The organism is Fictibacillus marinisediminis, assembly GCF_023149135.1.
Classification (GTDB): domain Bacteria; phylum Bacillota; class Bacilli; order Bacillales; family Fictibacillaceae; genus Fictibacillus_C; species Fictibacillus_C marinisediminis.
Genome location: NZ_JAIWJX010000002.1, coordinates 1,578,873 through 1,594,379 on the forward strand (window position 1 = coordinate 1,578,873; position 15,507 = coordinate 1,594,379).

9 protein-coding genes and 1 riboswitch are annotated in these 15,507 nt (G+C 45.7%); all 9 genes read left to right on the plus strand.

Annotated elements, in window-relative coordinates:
- Window positions 1-6 precede the first annotated feature (6 nt).
- Entirely contained in the window at window positions 7-840 is an 834-nt protein-coding gene (locus tag LCY76_RS08635; protein WP_248252298.1) for an STAS domain-containing protein, read from the plus strand.
- A 113-nt stretch (window positions 841-953) separates the two neighbouring features.
- Window positions 954-1,157, plus strand: coding sequence for a WYL domain-containing protein (locus LCY76_RS08640; RefSeq protein ID WP_248252299.1), 204 nt, complete (start codon window positions 954-956; stop codon window positions 1,155-1,157).
- A 22-nt stretch (window positions 1,158-1,179) separates the two neighbouring features.
- Window positions 1,180-1,548: a YhjD family protein gene (locus LCY76_RS08645; protein WP_248252300.1), complete on the plus strand. Its 369-nt coding sequence runs from the start codon at window positions 1,180-1,182 to the stop codon at window positions 1,546-1,548.
- Between the two features lie 53 nt (window positions 1,549-1,601).
- Window positions 1,602-2,240, plus strand: coding sequence for a serine/threonine-protein kinase (locus LCY76_RS08650; protein ID WP_248252301.1), 639 nt, complete (start codon window positions 1,602-1,604; stop codon window positions 2,238-2,240).
- 78 nt (window positions 2,241-2,318) lie between these two features.
- A riboswitch (cyclic di-GMP riboswitch) is annotated at window positions 2,319-2,405 on the plus strand.
- A 117-nt stretch (window positions 2,406-2,522) separates the two neighbouring features.
- Window positions 2,523-3,452: a GGDEF domain-containing protein gene (locus LCY76_RS08655; protein ID WP_248252302.1), complete on the plus strand. Its 930-nt coding sequence runs from the start codon at window positions 2,523-2,525 to the stop codon at window positions 3,450-3,452.
- 128 nt (window positions 3,453-3,580) lie between these two features.
- Complete coding sequence (gene addB, locus LCY76_RS08660; protein WP_248252303.1) at window positions 3,581-7,081, plus strand: helicase-exonuclease AddAB subunit AddB; 3,501 nt, start codon at window positions 3,581-3,583, stop codon at window positions 7,079-7,081.
- On the plus strand, window positions 7,074-10,835 hold the full coding sequence (gene addA, locus LCY76_RS08665) for a helicase-exonuclease AddAB subunit AddA (RefSeq protein WP_248252304.1): 3,762 nt from the start codon (window positions 7,074-7,076) through the stop codon (window positions 10,833-10,835). The genes addB and addA overlap by 8 nt, the downstream gene beginning before the upstream one ends.
- Before the next feature lie 32 nt (window positions 10,836-10,867).
- Window positions 10,868-12,043 (plus strand): metallophosphoesterase family protein, encoded by a 1,176-nt coding sequence (locus tag LCY76_RS08670; RefSeq protein ID WP_248252305.1) that lies wholly within the window; start codon window positions 10,868-10,870, stop codon window positions 12,041-12,043.
- On the plus strand, window positions 12,040-15,441 hold the full coding sequence (locus LCY76_RS08675; protein ID WP_248252306.1) for an SbcC/MukB-like Walker B domain-containing protein: 3,402 nt from the start codon (window positions 12,040-12,042) through the stop codon (window positions 15,439-15,441). The genes LCY76_RS08670 and LCY76_RS08675 overlap by 4 nt, the downstream gene beginning before the upstream one ends.
- Window positions 15,442-15,507: the final 66 nt, after the last annotated feature.

The following is a 15,507-nucleotide window of genomic DNA, read 5'->3' on the forward strand; positions in this document are numbered from 1 at the left end:
TAGACGATGGACAAGGACTTAAGAGCTCTGGGAGACCGCATTGTTCAGCATAAAGTGGAACTTGCTGAGGCCGTAACACAGAATCGGATAAAGAATGGGATCAATCCGCCGAATGACCAGCAAAAGCAGCTTTTAATCGATTGGCGCATTGAACTGTTTCAATTCATCGGTGAAGCATTATTCTCAAACCTCGAACAATCAGAAAAAAGATTTTTAGAATGGGGAAAAAAAAGCGGGGAAATTGCGGTAGAAATCAATTTGTCCCTTGATACAGCCCTCGATTCTACACGGCTTTACCGGACGATCATCTGGGAATTCATTGGAAAAGAAGTGGAAAGAAATGATTACGATAACCATACAGTCATGAAGGCTGTGACTATTATTGATCCATTATTGGATAAGGTGGTTTATTCTTTCAGCGTGGCCTATGTGGACTATAATCATCATCTGCTCGACTTGGCCAGAGATGCACTTGAAGAGCTGTCTGTTCCTGTTGTCCGCCTTACGCAGACGGTCGGGGTCCTGCCTCTCGTCGGTCCCATTGATACACACCGCTCGAAATTGATCATGGAGATCGCTCTTAATGAATGTATGGAGATGCAGATTGAGCACCTTTATATTGATTTATCAGGTGTTCCAATCATTGATACGATGGTCGCCCATAACCTTTTTCAAGTGATTACATCCTTAAAGCTTCTCGGTGTGGATGTAACATTGACAGGCATGCGGCCAGAACTTGCTCAGACCGTTGTTGCTCTGGGAATTAGCTTTGAGGGATTTTCCATCGCAGGAAGCCTTCATCAGGCACTGGGACAGAAAGGATTATTGCAAAGCGTGTAATATTATTAGGGTATATGCCTATCCTTACTAAGGATAGGCATATTTTTCTAGTTGCATAAAGAACGTTTGTTCGCATATACTGTGAATAAATAAATGGTAAGGCGGTGGCTAAAATGAATCGATTGCTGATGCGTTGTGTGTCTGAACGTTCTCCCTTTATGATGATCTATCAGTCTGGCGGCGGGCAGTTTACTCAGCGTTACGTTTTTCCGATTTCTTGTGAAGGAGAAACGTTAACCGCCTATTGCTGTCTTCGAAAACAAATCCGTACGTTTAAGCTGTCTAATATTTTGTCGGTTGCCGGAAAAACGGCCTGAACGGCGATCGGGAGGAACAAAAATGTTATATGGCGATGAAAGAGATCGTATACTAGTAGATAAATATATTATGTATCCTATGCTGCTTACCATCTTTAACCGTGATTTAAAAGTGATTGCCGTTTCTCCTTTCAAATTAAGGCAGCCGTATGTCACACTCATCGAGAATGTGATGAATGCCATCAGTTTTGAATTAAAAGATGTGAAAAAAGAAATGATGGCCCGTAAAATTAAAGTAACGGATGGAAGGCCAGTGGATGACATCACAGAATATCAGATTTTTATCCGGGGATATCAGGAAGTTATGAGATTCCCGAACGTCCATCTTCGAAATAAAGCAGAATTGCTGATGAAACATTTTCTTTTTGGTACGCTGATAGAGCGCAAATAGCAAAGCTGTTCAAAGCTTTCGGCGAGAGACTTAGGAATCGGGCCAGGTGAATCATGAAAAAGTATACGCAGTTAGCAGAGGAGTTAACACAAGAAGTAAAAATAATTAGCAGGAATCCCGGTGATCCTGTGGAAGTTCTGTTCGCTCCTGAACCGTGGGAGCTTCTGGGCTGCGGCAATTATGCTGCCGTTTTCGTCCGTCCTGATTTCCCTGACCAAGTCGTTAAGATTTATGGCAGAAATCATGAAGACCTGCTTGAAGAGATATCTGTTTACCGGCAGCTGGGGGAGCACCCTGGATATTCACGCTGTTACGGATATGGAGAACGCCACTTGATCCTAAAGCGAATCGAAGGAATAACACTTTATGATTGCCTGCATAAAGGGGTGAAAATTTCCGAAAACGTGATTCGTGACGTGGATGAAGCACTGTGCTATGCTCGAAACCGCGGCCTTTTTCCCCGGGATGTTCACGGGAAAAATGTAATGATTTCTAATGGGCGGGGAATCATTGTGGATGTTTCAGATTTTTGCAAGAAAGAGGAATGCTATAAATGGAGAGATTTAAGAAAGGCTTATTTTAAGATCTATCAGCCGTTCTTTTATAGATTCCCTCTTAGAGTTCCTTATCCGGTGCTGAATGGTGTACGAATCGGCTATCGATGGTACAAAAGATGGAAAATGAAAAAATAGGTCTAAGGTTCGTGTTTGGTGTTGGTAAAAATAGGTTATATGGTATATAATTACTATATCGGATAAATAGAAGAGACCTTTGTCTCAGAGCAAACCATCTGAAAAGGTGGGACGCAAAGCCGCGGGCCTAACGTTTGTAGAAACTATGGCAGCCGGGTTGCCAAAGGGGAAAGAGCGATTTCCCTGCAGGGGAGATGGCTTTTTTTGTTATGTTCGGCCAAATACATCTTGTTCAAAGCCGGTCACTTCTTAAATACTATATTGAATAGAGGGATCCAACCTATGCCAGAAACGGACATCGCCGACCTCAAAAGCCGTCTTTATAACCTTCATATCGAATCCATTCCCAGCATTATCGAGAGGCATCTTCTTCATCTGGAAAAGAATGAACTGTTTGTTCCCTTCCTGGCCTATACAGATTCAGAATACCAGATGCATCTTAAATGGATGTTAACTGCCTTGATAAAAGGCATTTTTATACATAATGAAGAATTTAACTCCTGCATGGAACGAATTGAAGATCGGGGTTTCAAGCAGGGACATGATTTTGCCGGGCAAAGGGCTATCCCCCATCAGCTCCTTCCTCTTTTAGCAAAGAGTCTGAGGCAGGCGGGCAACAGTGTTATTCAGAACCTGATTAAGGAAGAAACAGCTGAAAACAAACTGTTTTTTCTGGAGAGATGGGGACATGCTGCCAATTCTTTAATGATCGGGGTTTTAAGCGGTTATTTTTCAAAACAAGTAACCGATCTGAAAGAACTGAGCATCAGAGACCCATTGACGAACCTATATAACAGGCGTTACTTTTATCATTGCCTGGAAACAGAGGTCCTGAAGGCAAAAAGGGGCCAATATCCACTGTCACTGATTATGATGGACATCAATGATTTTAAAGAGATCAATGACCAGTTCGGGCATCATATGGGAGACGAGCTGCTGCAGCAGATCGCTTTCTTTGCGGAAAAGCTGCAAATGGATCTCGGCTTCCGGTTTGGAGGCGACGAGTTTGTATTCTTGATTCCCGGCCATACAGAACAAACAGCCTATCAGCTGGCCGGCCAGATTGATCTGTATTTGCGTTCGTGGAATGAAAAGGTCTCGCTGGCCTATGGAACCATTCGCCTGCATGCGGATGCGGTTGACAATATTGATCATTACCTGCGTCTTGCGGATGAAAGAATGTACATGAATAAAAGAGACATAAAGCAATAATGAATAGAATGTTCAGTGCCTGCCTTGTTCCAGTTAAAGGCAGGCTTTTCTGCAGTCGTTATCATTCTTTTACATACTGTTTTATGAGATAATAGGTTTAAGATTATTAGGTTGACAGAGGTGAGGATATGAGTTTGCGCTTTATTCTTGGAAGAGCCGGAAGCGGAAAGAGTGACCGCAGTTTAAGCGAGATCAGAGAGTCTCTTTTTGCAAATCCGGAGGGAAAACCCATTATCTATTTGGTGCCCGATCAGATGACATTTCAATCCGAATATGAGTTGGCAAAGACACCTGGCCTCGAAGGAATGATGCGTGCCCAGGTGTTCAGTTTTTCCCGTCTGGCATGGAAAGTCCTAGGTGATGTCGGAGGGATGACCAGACTTCATATTACAAGTGTCGGTATGAACATGATGCTCAGAAAAATAATAGAAAACAAAAAACAGTATCTAAAGGTATTTAAAAAAGCGTCAGATCAGAATGGATTCTATGAACTTATGGAAAATATGATCACTGAATTCAAGCGATACTGCGTGGATGCCGAGCAGCTCGACTGGAACGCTCAGACGCTGCTGCAATTTAACAGCGATGAAAAAGGAAATGTTCTTCAGGACAAGCTTACGGACCTCGCCCTGATCTACGGAGAATTAGAAAAAGCATTGGTTCATAAATACGTGGATACCGAGGATTATTTAAGGCTGCTGGCAGAGAAGATTCCTTATTCAGAGTATATAAAAGAGGCTGAATTCTACATAGACGGTTTTCACCAGTTCACGCCGCAGGAACTTGAAGTCATTCGGATGCTGCTGAAACATGCAGATCATGTAACAGTTGCCCTGACTCTTGATTCATACGAAAGTGCTGGACATCCCCATGAGCTTGATCTGTTCTATACTCCGAAAAATACACTTCTCTCCATTAAAAAAATAGCACAGGAAGAGGGTGTGTTTGAAAGAGAGCCGGTTATTCTGGAAAAAACGCCAAGGTTCAGCGGTACACCCTCTCTGGCTCATTTAGAAAGCCAGTTCGACCGCAGGCCAGCTATGGAACTTGATGCGTCAAACGGCATTTCTGTTCAATCTGCCGTTAATCGGAGAACGGAAATCGAAGCCGCTGCCAGGGAGATCATCCGCCTTGTCCGTGATGAAAACTACCGATACAGGGAGATCGCCCTCTCCATTCGAAACATGAATGATTATTACGACTTGATTGAAACGGTCTTTGAGGAATATGAAATTCCTGTCTTTTTAGATCAGAAGAAACCGATGCTTCACCATCCGCTCGTTGAATTGATCCGTTCGTCGCTGGAAGCTGTGACAAGCAACTGGCGGTACGAATCGGTTTTCCGTGCTGTAAAAACAGATCTGCTTTATCCTGTAGACAGTGATTTTTCATGGGCGGAACTTCGCCATGAAATGGATGAACTGGAGAATTATGTGCTCGCATACGGTATTCAGGGGTATCGCTGGATAGAGAAGAAGCCGTGGAAGGTGCAGCGTTTTCAGGCGCTGGAAGAACATGAATTCGTCCAGACAGATGAGGAAAAAGAAAAGCAGGAGCGGCTGAACGAAGTCAGGCATATGGTTGCGTCTCCGCTGGACAAACTTTCACATGACTTGAACAACGCGGACAATGTCCGGGGGTTCTGTGAGGTGCTGTTTCTTTATCTTGAACGTCTGCATATCCCGATGAAGCTTGAACGTCTCAGTCAAAGAGCACAGCAGGAAGGCAAGCTCAGGATTGCACGTGAACATGATCAGGTCTGGGATGCAGTTGTAGAGCTTCTAGATGAGATGGTAGAGATTACGGGTGAAGAAAGCATCAAGCTTGATCTATGGATCAAAATGCTGGATACAGGCTTAGAAAGCCTAAAGTTTGCCCTTGTACCGCCTGCCCTCGATCAGGTGCTGGCCGGAACGATGGACCGCTCCCGTTACTCAGGCGTAAAATGCCACTTCATTATGGGTGTCAATGACGGGGTTCTGCCGGCAAAGCCGAAGGAGGAAGGAATACTTTCAGAAGATGACAGGGATGTTCTTGAAAAGAACGGCCTGCCTCTTGCTCCTGGTTCAAGAAGGCAGCTTTTAGATGAACAATTCCTCATCTATCTTTCACTGGCGAATGCCACAGACAAGCTGTATATCTCTTATCCGCTGGCAGATGAGGAGGGGAAGAATCTGCTTCCTTCCATGGTGATCGGCAGGGTGAAATCATTGTTCCCTGGACTTAAAGAAGAATTGATTCAAAGCGATCCGGAAAACGGCAACGATTTGGTTTATATCCAGCATCCTCAAAAGGCGATTTCCTATCTCAATACCCAGCTGCGTGAATGGAAGAAAGGCTATCCCATCTCAGGGGTTTGGTGGGATGTTTATAATTGGACTACCGTTCAGGATAGGTGGAAATGGCTGGGGGAAACCGTGCTGGGAAGTCTATTTTATTTTAATCAGGAAAACAACCTCACACCGGCTGTAACGAAAGAGTTATACGGAAGTGAGATTACGGCCAGCGTTTCAAGGATGGAACTGCACCAGTCATGTCCTTTTTCACAGTTTCTTTCCTATGGGCTGAAGCTCCAGGAAAGAAAGCTGTATAGATTGGAAGCACCTGATATCGGTCAGCTGTTTCATGCTGCTCTAAAGAACATGGATGATTTTCTGGGCTCCAACCACATGAGCTGGCGCGATCTTTCTAGGAAGGATTGTTACCGCATTGCGGGAGAAATGGTGGAAAGCCTCGCATTAAAGCTTCAGAGCCAGATCTTGCTCAGTACGAAACGCCATTTATATATAAAGAGCAAATTAAAGGATATTGTCGGCAGAGCGTCCCATATGTTAAGCGAGCATGCGCGAGCCAGCGGCTTTGCTCCAATCGGCCTTGAGCTGGGGTTCGGCAAACAGCAGCCCCTTCCACCGCTTAAATATCAATTGCCAAACGGCACAACCATGGAGATTATCGGAAGAATTGACCGTGTGGATTCCGCCGAAGGGTCAGACGGACTGATGTTAAGAATCATTGATTATAAATCAAGCTCGACAGGGTTAAACCTCTCAGAAGTTTATTATGGGATCGCCCTGCAGATGCTTACGTATCTTGATGTTGTCATCAGCCACTCCAAACAATGGCTCGGAAGGGAAGCACATCCGGCCGGTGTTCTGTATTTCCACATCCATAACCCATTAGTTACAAACAAAAAGCTGCTGACTCTTGAAGAGGTGCAGCACGAACTTTACAAGAAGTTCAAGATGAAAGGCTTGGTGCTGGCAGATACTGAGACGGTGCAATTGATGGATACGGTCTTTGAAAAAAAATCAGATATCATACCTGTTTCCATTACTTCGAAAGGTTTTCATCCTACTCACTCATCTGTAGCAACCGAGGAAGAGTTTTCAACGATGACGAATTATGTTCGAAAGGTCATTAAGGATGTCGGCACAGACATTACGGAAGGGGTCATAGATATCTCCCCTTATCAAATGAAAAGTAAAGTGCCATGTACCTTCTGCTCCTATCGTTCGGTATGCCAGTTCGACCAGTCGCTCGAAGAAAATCAATACAGGCTGTTAAAAGACGAAAGTGATGAGAATATATTAGCCAAAATGAACGAGGAAGGAGGAAGGAGAGATGATTAAAATAGCAGAAAAGCCCGCAGACAGCTTATGGACAGATGACCAGTGGCAAGCGATTCAATCGAGAGGGCAGGATATTCTTGTTGCTGCTGCAGCAGGGTCGGGAAAAACAGCCGTGCTTGTTGAGCGGATTATTTCGATGATCAGAAAAGAAATCGCTGATGTCGACAGACTGCTCATCGTTACATTTACAAACGCCGCCGCTGCTGAGATGCGAAAAAGGATAGGAGATGCGATTGAAAAAGAGCTTTCTCTGCATCCGGCATCGCTCCATCTGCGAAGGCAGCTCGGTTTGCTGAATAAAGCTTCCATTTCCACGCTTCACTCCTTTTGTATTGAAGTATTGAGAAAGTATTATTATCAGATCGATCTGGATCCGGGCTTTAGGATTGCCGATGACACCGAAGCAGAATTAATCAGGCAGGAAGTATTGGAAAATCTGTTTGAAGAAGAGTACAGCAAGGGAGAGGGCCATGCGTTCTTTGATGTGGTTGATGCATACAGTTCAGATCGGAATGATATTGAACTGCAGCGCCTAATTCTAAAGCTCTATGATTTTTCAAGAAGCCATCCTGAACCGGCACAATGGCTGCAGCAAATGGCGGCTCAGTATGATGTTGGTGAAGAGGCGATAATCGATGATCTGCCTTGGACGAAAGAGCTGCTGGAAGATGTGGCGATGCAGCTGAAAGGCTTAGGAACCGTACTTGAACGTGCCCTAGACACAGCACGGTCTCCTCTAGGACCTGCCGCATACGGAGAAACGATTGAAAACGATCTGGTTTTTGTAAAGCGCCTTGTAGCCGCTGCTGTCTTATCCTGGCAAGAGCTTTATGACGTGTTTCAATCCGGTGCTTTTGCAACGATGAAACAGGTGCGCGGAAAAGAGGTAGATCCTGTTCTCAAAGAAAAAGTAAAGAAGATGCGGGACCAGGTAAAAAAGAAAGTCTCTCAAATTAAAGAAGATCTGTTCAGCAGGCCGCCGGAGTCGTATGTGATTCACTTGCAGGAGATGGCCCCGGTTGTAAAATATCTTGCAGAACTGGTTCAAGAGTTTGGCCGCCGTTTTTTAAAAGAAAAGCAGGAAAAGGGGTTGCTTGATTTTGGGGATCTTGAACATTTTTGCCTGGAGATCTTGAGCGCGCCCTCTTCAACAGTTGAGAACCCTGTACCTTCTTCTGCAGCTCTTGAATACAGAAACCGTTTTGTAGAGGTTCTGGTTGACGAGTATCAGGACACGAACCTCGTGCAGGAAACCATTGTCAGGCTGGTCAGCAAAGGAAAAGGAGAACAAGGGAACCTGTTTATGGTCGGGGATGTGAAGCAGAGCATTTATCGTTTCCGCTTGGCTGAACCAGGACTTTTCTTATCGAAATACAAGCAATTTTCCAAGCAGGGTGATGGAGGAAGCGGACTGCGGATCGACCTGGCCAAAAACTTCAGGAGCCGTTCAGAAGTGCTTGATGCTGCTAACTATATTTTTAAGCAGATCATGAATGAGTCTGTTGGAGAAATCGCATACAGCAAGGAAGCTGAACTTTCTTTTGGCGCAAATTATTATCCGGAAACGGCCCAAGTGGAAGCAGAACTTCTGCTCATCAATAAAAGTTCCCCTGTACTTGATGAAGAGGGTGAGGCGACTGGTGAAAGCGAGAAATCGGACAGTGAAACAGTACTGCTTGAAGCAAGGGTAATGGCAGAGAAAATTAAACAGCTGATCGGCACAGAGAGCAATGCCTCTTATCAGGTTCTTGATAAGACAACAGGAAACATGAGGCCGGTAAAATATAAAGATATCGTGATTCTGCTCCGTGCAACGAGCTCCTGGGCTCCCATCATCCTGGAAGAATTCAAGCGCCAGGGCATCCCTTCTTACGCGGAGCTTTCTACCGGCTATTTCGAAGCTGTGGAAGTCAACATTATGCTTTCCCTGTTAAAAGTCGTTGATAACCCGCTGCAGGATATCCCGATCGCTTCTGTACTGCGTTCTCCAATTGTAGGATTCACTGGGGATGAAATGGCCGCTGTCCGGCTGGCAGATAAAAAAGGGACCTATTTTGACGCAGTGACAGAATACATCGCCAGCGGAGAAGATGAAAACATCATCAGCCGGCTGCAGCACTTTACGAAGAAGCTTGGACAGTGGCGTGAAACTGCGAGACAAGGTTCTCTCGCAGACTTAATTTGGAGAATCTACCGGGAAACGGGCTATTTTGATTTCGTAGGGGGCCTTCCTGGTGGCAAACAGCGGCAGGCTAACCTTCGGGCGCTATACGACCGGGCGAGGCAATACGAAAAAACATCTTTTCGGGGGCTCTTCCGATTTCTTCGATTTATCGAACGGATGCAGGACCGCGGGAAGGACCTGGGTGCGGCCCGTGCACTTGGAGAACAGGAAGATGTCGTGCGGGTAATGACGATTCATAAGAGTAAGGGTCTGGAATTCCCGGTTGTTTTTGCAGCGGGGTTAAATAAGCAGTTTAATACGATGGACCTGAAGGAGAGCGTTCTTCTGCATAAAGAACTCGGGCTTGGCACACGGTATATTAATCCGAGATTCAGGGTGGCCTATCCTACGCTTCCGCAGCTAGCGATTCAGCGCAGTAAGAAAATGGAGCTGCTGGCAGAAGAGATGAGGGTATTGTATGTCGCCTTAACACGGGCGAAAGAAAAGCTTTATCTGCTGGGGACACTCAATGATTTGGAGAAGTCTGTCAATCAATGGGGAGAAGCATTGGGAAGCGAAGAATGGCTTCTCCCGGACTATGACCGCTCACAGGCAAAAAGCTATTTGGACTGGATTGGCCGTGCGGTAATCAGACACAAAGACAGCGGCATTCTGAGAAACCATTTGCAAAATGCAGAACAAGGAAGAGGCGAACCGTATATTGACCCGGCGAAGTGGCGGATCGATATCTTTGATGCTGCGGATTATGAAGAAGAACACCAAGGCAGAAAAATTCTTCAGGAAGAAATTCTATCAGCTATTAAAGAATACAAGTCTGTCGATCTCGTTTCTGAGGAAAAAGAAGAAGCAGAACGGCGCCTGAACTGGGAATATGGCTACAAACTATCGACGGCGACTTTATCGAAGCAGTCGGTCACCGAAATTAAAAAACAGTATCAGTTCCTCGATGAGTACAGCGATCGTCCGTTGGCTGGCGGCTTTTCGTCGGCAAATGCGAGCCGGCCTAGGTTTATGCAGGAAAAAACGCTGACAGCAGCAGAACGGGGAACGGCCATGCATGCTGTTATGCAGCATATTGATCTGTCTTTGCAGACTGAACCTGAACAGATTAAAGAGCTGCTTGCAAAAATGGTGAACAAGGAACTTTTAACAGACGAACAGGCTGCTCATATTGACATTGGCGCCATTTCCAGATTCTTTGAAACCGACATTGGAAAAAGGGTAAGCGAGGCACCAAACATCATAAGAGAGATGCCGTTCAGCATGGCGCTCCCCGTGGAGGAAGCCGCGTTGACATGGCAGGGTACAGCCAAGGAAACTATTCTTGTACAAGGTGTTATCGATTGTATGATCGCTGAAGAAGATGGGTTTATTTTGATAGATTATAAGTCGGATACCATCAGCAGCCGCTTTGCCGGAGGATTTGATGGAGCAAAGCAGATCTTGCTTGAACGGTATCGTGTGCAGCTGGAGCTATATGGAAAAGCGATAGAGCGGATTTTAAAGAAGCCGGTTAAAGAGAGTTATTTGTATTTCTTTGACGGAGGCCATTTATTGCAAGTGAAATAGAATGGCAAAAAAAGGAAAAGGGGGGGAGCAGAATGAGGCTGCTTCACACGGCAGATTGGCATTTGGGAAGAACACTGGAAGGGCGCAGCAGACTGGAAGAACAGCAGCAGTTTCTCGATGAACTGGTCAGCATCGCAGAGGAAGAAAAAGTAGATGCAGTGATCATGGCGGGTGATGTGTTTGATACAGTCAACCCGCCGGCTGCAGCGGAACAGATGTTTTATGATACGATGGCCCGGCTGAGCGATAAAGGAAAACGGCATGTGATCGCCATTGCGGGAAATCATGACCATCCTGACCGTCTTTCCGCTTCCTCACCCCTTGCAAGAAATCTCGGCATTACACTTGTCGGTCTGCCTGGGGCGGAAATGTATTCATATGGCATTAAGCGCACACAGGAGAAATTGAATGTCTGTGCTTTGCCTTACCCCTCTGAATCAAGATTAAGAGAAATGCTTTCTGATTCCGGAGAAGAACTGCAGTTACGAAATGAGTACGATAGCTGGGTCGGAAAATATTTTCAAATGATGTCGGGCCATTTTTCACCTGAATGCGTCAATATCGCGATGAGCCACTTATATGTTGCAGGCAGCAACGAGAGTGACTCAGAACGGCCAGTACATATAGGCGGAGCTTATACAGTTGCGGCTGAAACACTGCCGGAAGCTGCACAATACGTAGCTCTTGGCCATCTCCATCGGCCCCAGAACGTCAAGAGGGCCAAAACGGCCGCGCGGTATTCCGGTTCGCCGCTCAGTTACAGTTTTTCGGAGGCAGGCCACACGAAATCCGTCACTATTGTTGATGTTGAACCAGGTAAAGCTGCAGAGATAAAAGAGATTCCGCTGACATGCGGAAAGCCGCTGGTCGTCTATCAGGCAAAAGGAGTAGCAGAGGTTTACCGCTGGCTGGAGGAAGGGCTGAACAGCAGCGCCTGGGTGGATCTCTCTATCTCTGTACAGGACAGCATTGCGATGGAAGATATACAATACATCAGAAAAGCCCATAAAGGCATTATTCATATCAAACCCATATTTGAAAACAGCACTTCACAGGAAATGGCTGTACAAAAGAAGCTGCCCATCGACGAGCTGTTCAGTAAATTTTACGAACGTCAGACAGGCGGCGGTATTCCGGATGAAAAGGTGATGTCCCTTTTTCTCGAGCTGATTTCAGATGAAGAAGAGGAGAGGAGTGCTGCAGAATGAGGCCGATCTTATTGCAGGTGGCAGGTTTGCAAAGCTTTCGCGAAAAACAGAGCATCGATTTTGATACGCTGTGCGGGGGAGGGGTCTTCGGAATCTTCGGCCCAACCGGCAGCGGCAAATCCAGCATTCTTGATGCCATTACCCTTGCGCTGTATGGAAAAGTAGAACGGGCAGCTGGCGGCACACAGGGCATACTGAACCATGCCGAGGACACACTTTCTGTATCGTTTACATTTGAGCTTGGTGTGGGATCAGCTCCTTCACGGTATAAAATTGAACGGAACTATAAGCGGACGGGAGAGCACACGGTTCGCACCAGCACTTGCAGGCTCCTCGAAAAAGAGAATGATAACTGGGTGGTCCACGCTGATAAAGAACGGGATGTTACCCAGCAGGTGCAGCAGCTTCTGGGACTTACCATTGAAGATTTCACGCGTGCGGTTGTCCTGCCCCAAGGAAAATTTGCTGAGTTTTTATCGTTAAAGGGAGCAGAACGGAGACAGATGCTTCAGCGGCTGTTTCAGCTTGAAAAGTACGGAGACAGTTTAAACCAGAAATTAAAGAAACGTGTGGAAGAGGCAAAAGGGATCATGGATCATCTGTCTGCAGAGCAGGCGGGTCTTGGCGATGCCTCCAAGGAAGCCCTCAAGGATGCTGAGATGGCCTGGAATCAAGCTCAGCAAGATGTAGCTATAAAGAGGAAAGAGACAGAGGCACAAGAACAAAGCTACGAAAAAAACCGACAGATCTGGCAGGCACAGGTACAGTTGAAAGCTTTGGAAGAGGAAGAAGCACGGCTTCAAACAAATGCCGGCAGGATTCAAACCTTTGAACAAAAATTGCAGAACGCAAGGACAGCAGATCTGTTGATGCCCTATGGTGATGCCGCTGAAAAGGCCGAGCAAGAATGGGCTTATTATATAAAAAGAGAAGAAGAACTGCGCGTTCAGACCTATCAGGCAAAAGAACGAGCGGATGATACGGATCATAGGCATGAAGAAGCAAAAAAAGAAAAAGAGAACCAAGAACCGCTTCTGATCGCAAGGAAAGAACAGCTTCTTACAGCCATAGAAATGGAAAAAGAAGCGTGTTTGAAAAAGAAGAGCGCACAAGAAAAAGAGCAAATTTTAACAGAACAGAAGCAACAGCAGCGTTCGGTCCACAGCCAGCAGAAAGCGGCAGAAGAATTATTGCATAAAGCCATTAACCGGCAGAATGAACTGCAAATGCAGTTAAAAGCAACAAGTGTATCTTCCGCAGACAGAGAGAGGATTAACCGTGCAGTAGAGTATGCTTTGGAAATGGACTATACAGCCAAACAGTTCAGGGAAGCAAATGCAGCCTTTGATAAAACCATTAAACTCCTGGGTAAAAACAAAGACGAATCAGAGCGGCTGAACGAAAAGAAAAAACAGCTTGAAAACAAGATTCAGCAAACAGGAGACCGCATTCTTGCACTTTATAATGAGCTGTCCGATCTTCAGTATGGTCAAGAACTGATGACTCATACGGCCGAGGAAATGGAAGAGCAGCTCGTGTCTAAAAGAGAGCAGGACCAGGCGAAGGTCCTGGCGGCAAAACTTTCTGAACAGTTAATGGACGGTGAGCCATGCATGGTTTGCGGATCACTGGACCATCCTCATCCAATGGAACATTTTAAACCTGACGAAGAGGCAGCCGGACAGATCCAGCAGATGAAAGGAATACAAAGGGATTCTGCAGAATTGAAAAATGAAATTCTATTGATGAAAAGCAGGATGGAACGGATGTCAGAAGATCTCTATCAATATCTAGAGAAATCTGAAGCTGCAGCGAGCCTGTTTTCTTCTCCATCAGAAAAGCAGATATCTCTTCATTCCCTTTCGGATCTGAATCAGCAGCTGCAGGCTGCACAGGTGAGTGTCAAGGGATTGCGCCAGGACATCCTTCAGATCGAAGATGAAACCAGAAAGATCCGTTCTGAATTCCATGAATTATCTTCCGTTGAACATACAGTAAATGCACAGCTTGATAATTTAAAGAAGGAAGCAGAGGAATGCAGAGAGAAGCTTGATGAGCAGGAGTCTGCGCTGAAGCAGCAGCAGACCAATTGGCAGGACCGTTTTCCAGACCTTCCTCCCGAACAGGTTAAAGAAGAAAAAGAACGGGTACGGACCCTGGATGCCCAGCGGGAGAAGATAGAAGAAGGTCTTCTAAAAGCAGTGCCTTTTATTGAAGAAAAAGAAAAAATCATCGAGGATTGCCGAAAACAGATCATCGATATCGACCGCAGCATCACTAAGCTTGAAATAGAAGATAGCAGCCTGGTTCAGGAATACAAGAGATTAATTGAAAAGGCAGAACGGATTACGGGCGGACAGGATGCGGGGGCTTTTCTTCAGCAGACGGAGCAAAAAATCAGCAGTCTATCGGAACAAGTAACACGGTTTGAAGCACAAAGAAAAGCGGCCTTGGATCATTATCATACAAAAGATAAAGAATGGCGTTCTGCGTTGGACGCCAAAGAAAAAAGTAAACAAAGAAAAGAAGAATCTCTTATCGCATGGGAAGAAAAAAGAAAGTCTTCGCCATTTGAATCACTGGAGAAATTAAGAGAATGTCTGGCATCTGAACAGGATCAGAAAACATGGAAGTCAGAGATTGATGTGTATTATGATCAATGTAAACGAACAGAGTCAGAGAAACGAAAGATTGCACATGAATTAAATGGAGCATCGCTAACGCAGGAGCAATGGGATGAAATCACTGCTTCTTTACAGCGTATGAAGGAAGAGCTTCAGACCGCCATTCAGAAGATGGGAGAAGCAGGACAGTATCATAAGGGTCTGGAAATGAGACATGTCCGCTACAATGAGCTTGAAACAGAAAAAAGAGAAGTAGAAGAACAGCTCAAAACTCTCGGTAAACTGCAGGCCGTCTTCAGAGGCAACAGCTTTGTTGAATATGTTGCAGAAGAGCAGCTTGTTCAAGTAAGCCGTGATGCGTCAAACCGTCTAGCACAGCTGACTCGCGGCAGGTATGCGATCGAAGTGGACTCGTCTAATGGATTTGTCATAAGGGATGATGCCAACGGTGGTGTTAAACGACCCATTTCAACGCTTTCCGGCGGTGAAACGTTCCTGACCTCCCTTGCGTTGGCGCTTTCCTTGTCCACACAAATCCAGCTTAGAGGGAAATATCCGCTTGAGTTTTTCTTCTTGGATGAAGGGTTTGGCACGCTCGATCAGGAGCTGCTGGACACGGTCGTCACGGCTTTGGAAAAGCTTCATACAAACGCTTTGTCTGTCGGCATCATTTCTCATGTGCCGGAACTGAAAGCAAGATTAACAAAGAAACTGATTGTCACCCCTGCAAATGCCGAAGGAAATGGCAGCAGGACAGCAATCGAAAATACGTAAAGAAACGCGTTCCGGTATCGGAACGCATTTTTTTAGTTGATGATCCCGTGATCCACGATATTTACA

Excerpts from the sequence above, each read along its gene's own strand:
- LCY76_RS08635 (WP_248252298.1), top strand. The coding sequence starts at position 7 with ATGGACAAGGACTTAAGAGCTCTGGGAGACCGCATTGTTCAGCATAAA.
- LCY76_RS08640 (WP_248252299.1), top strand. The coding sequence starts at position 954 with ATGAATCGATTGCTGATGCGTTGTGTGTCTGAACGTTCTCCCTTTATG.
- LCY76_RS08645 (WP_248252300.1), top strand. The coding sequence starts at position 1,180 with ATGTTATATGGCGATGAAAGAGATCGTATACTAGTAGATAAATATATT.
- LCY76_RS08650 (WP_248252301.1), top strand. The coding sequence starts at position 1,602 with ATGAAAAAGTATACGCAGTTAGCAGAGGAGTTAACACAAGAAGTAAAA.
- LCY76_RS08655 (WP_248252302.1), top strand. The coding sequence starts at position 2,523 with ATGCCAGAAACGGACATCGCCGACCTCAAAAGCCGTCTTTATAACCTT.
- addB (WP_248252303.1), top strand. The coding sequence starts at position 3,581 with ATGAGTTTGCGCTTTATTCTTGGAAGAGCCGGAAGCGGAAAGAGTGAC.
- addA (WP_248252304.1), top strand. The coding sequence starts at position 7,074 with ATGATTAAAATAGCAGAAAAGCCCGCAGACAGCTTATGGACAGATGAC.
- LCY76_RS08670 (WP_248252305.1), top strand. The coding sequence starts at position 10,868 with ATGAGGCTGCTTCACACGGCAGATTGGCATTTGGGAAGAACACTGGAA.
- LCY76_RS08675 (WP_248252306.1), top strand. The coding sequence starts at position 12,040 with ATGAGGCCGATCTTATTGCAGGTGGCAGGTTTGCAAAGCTTTCGCGAA.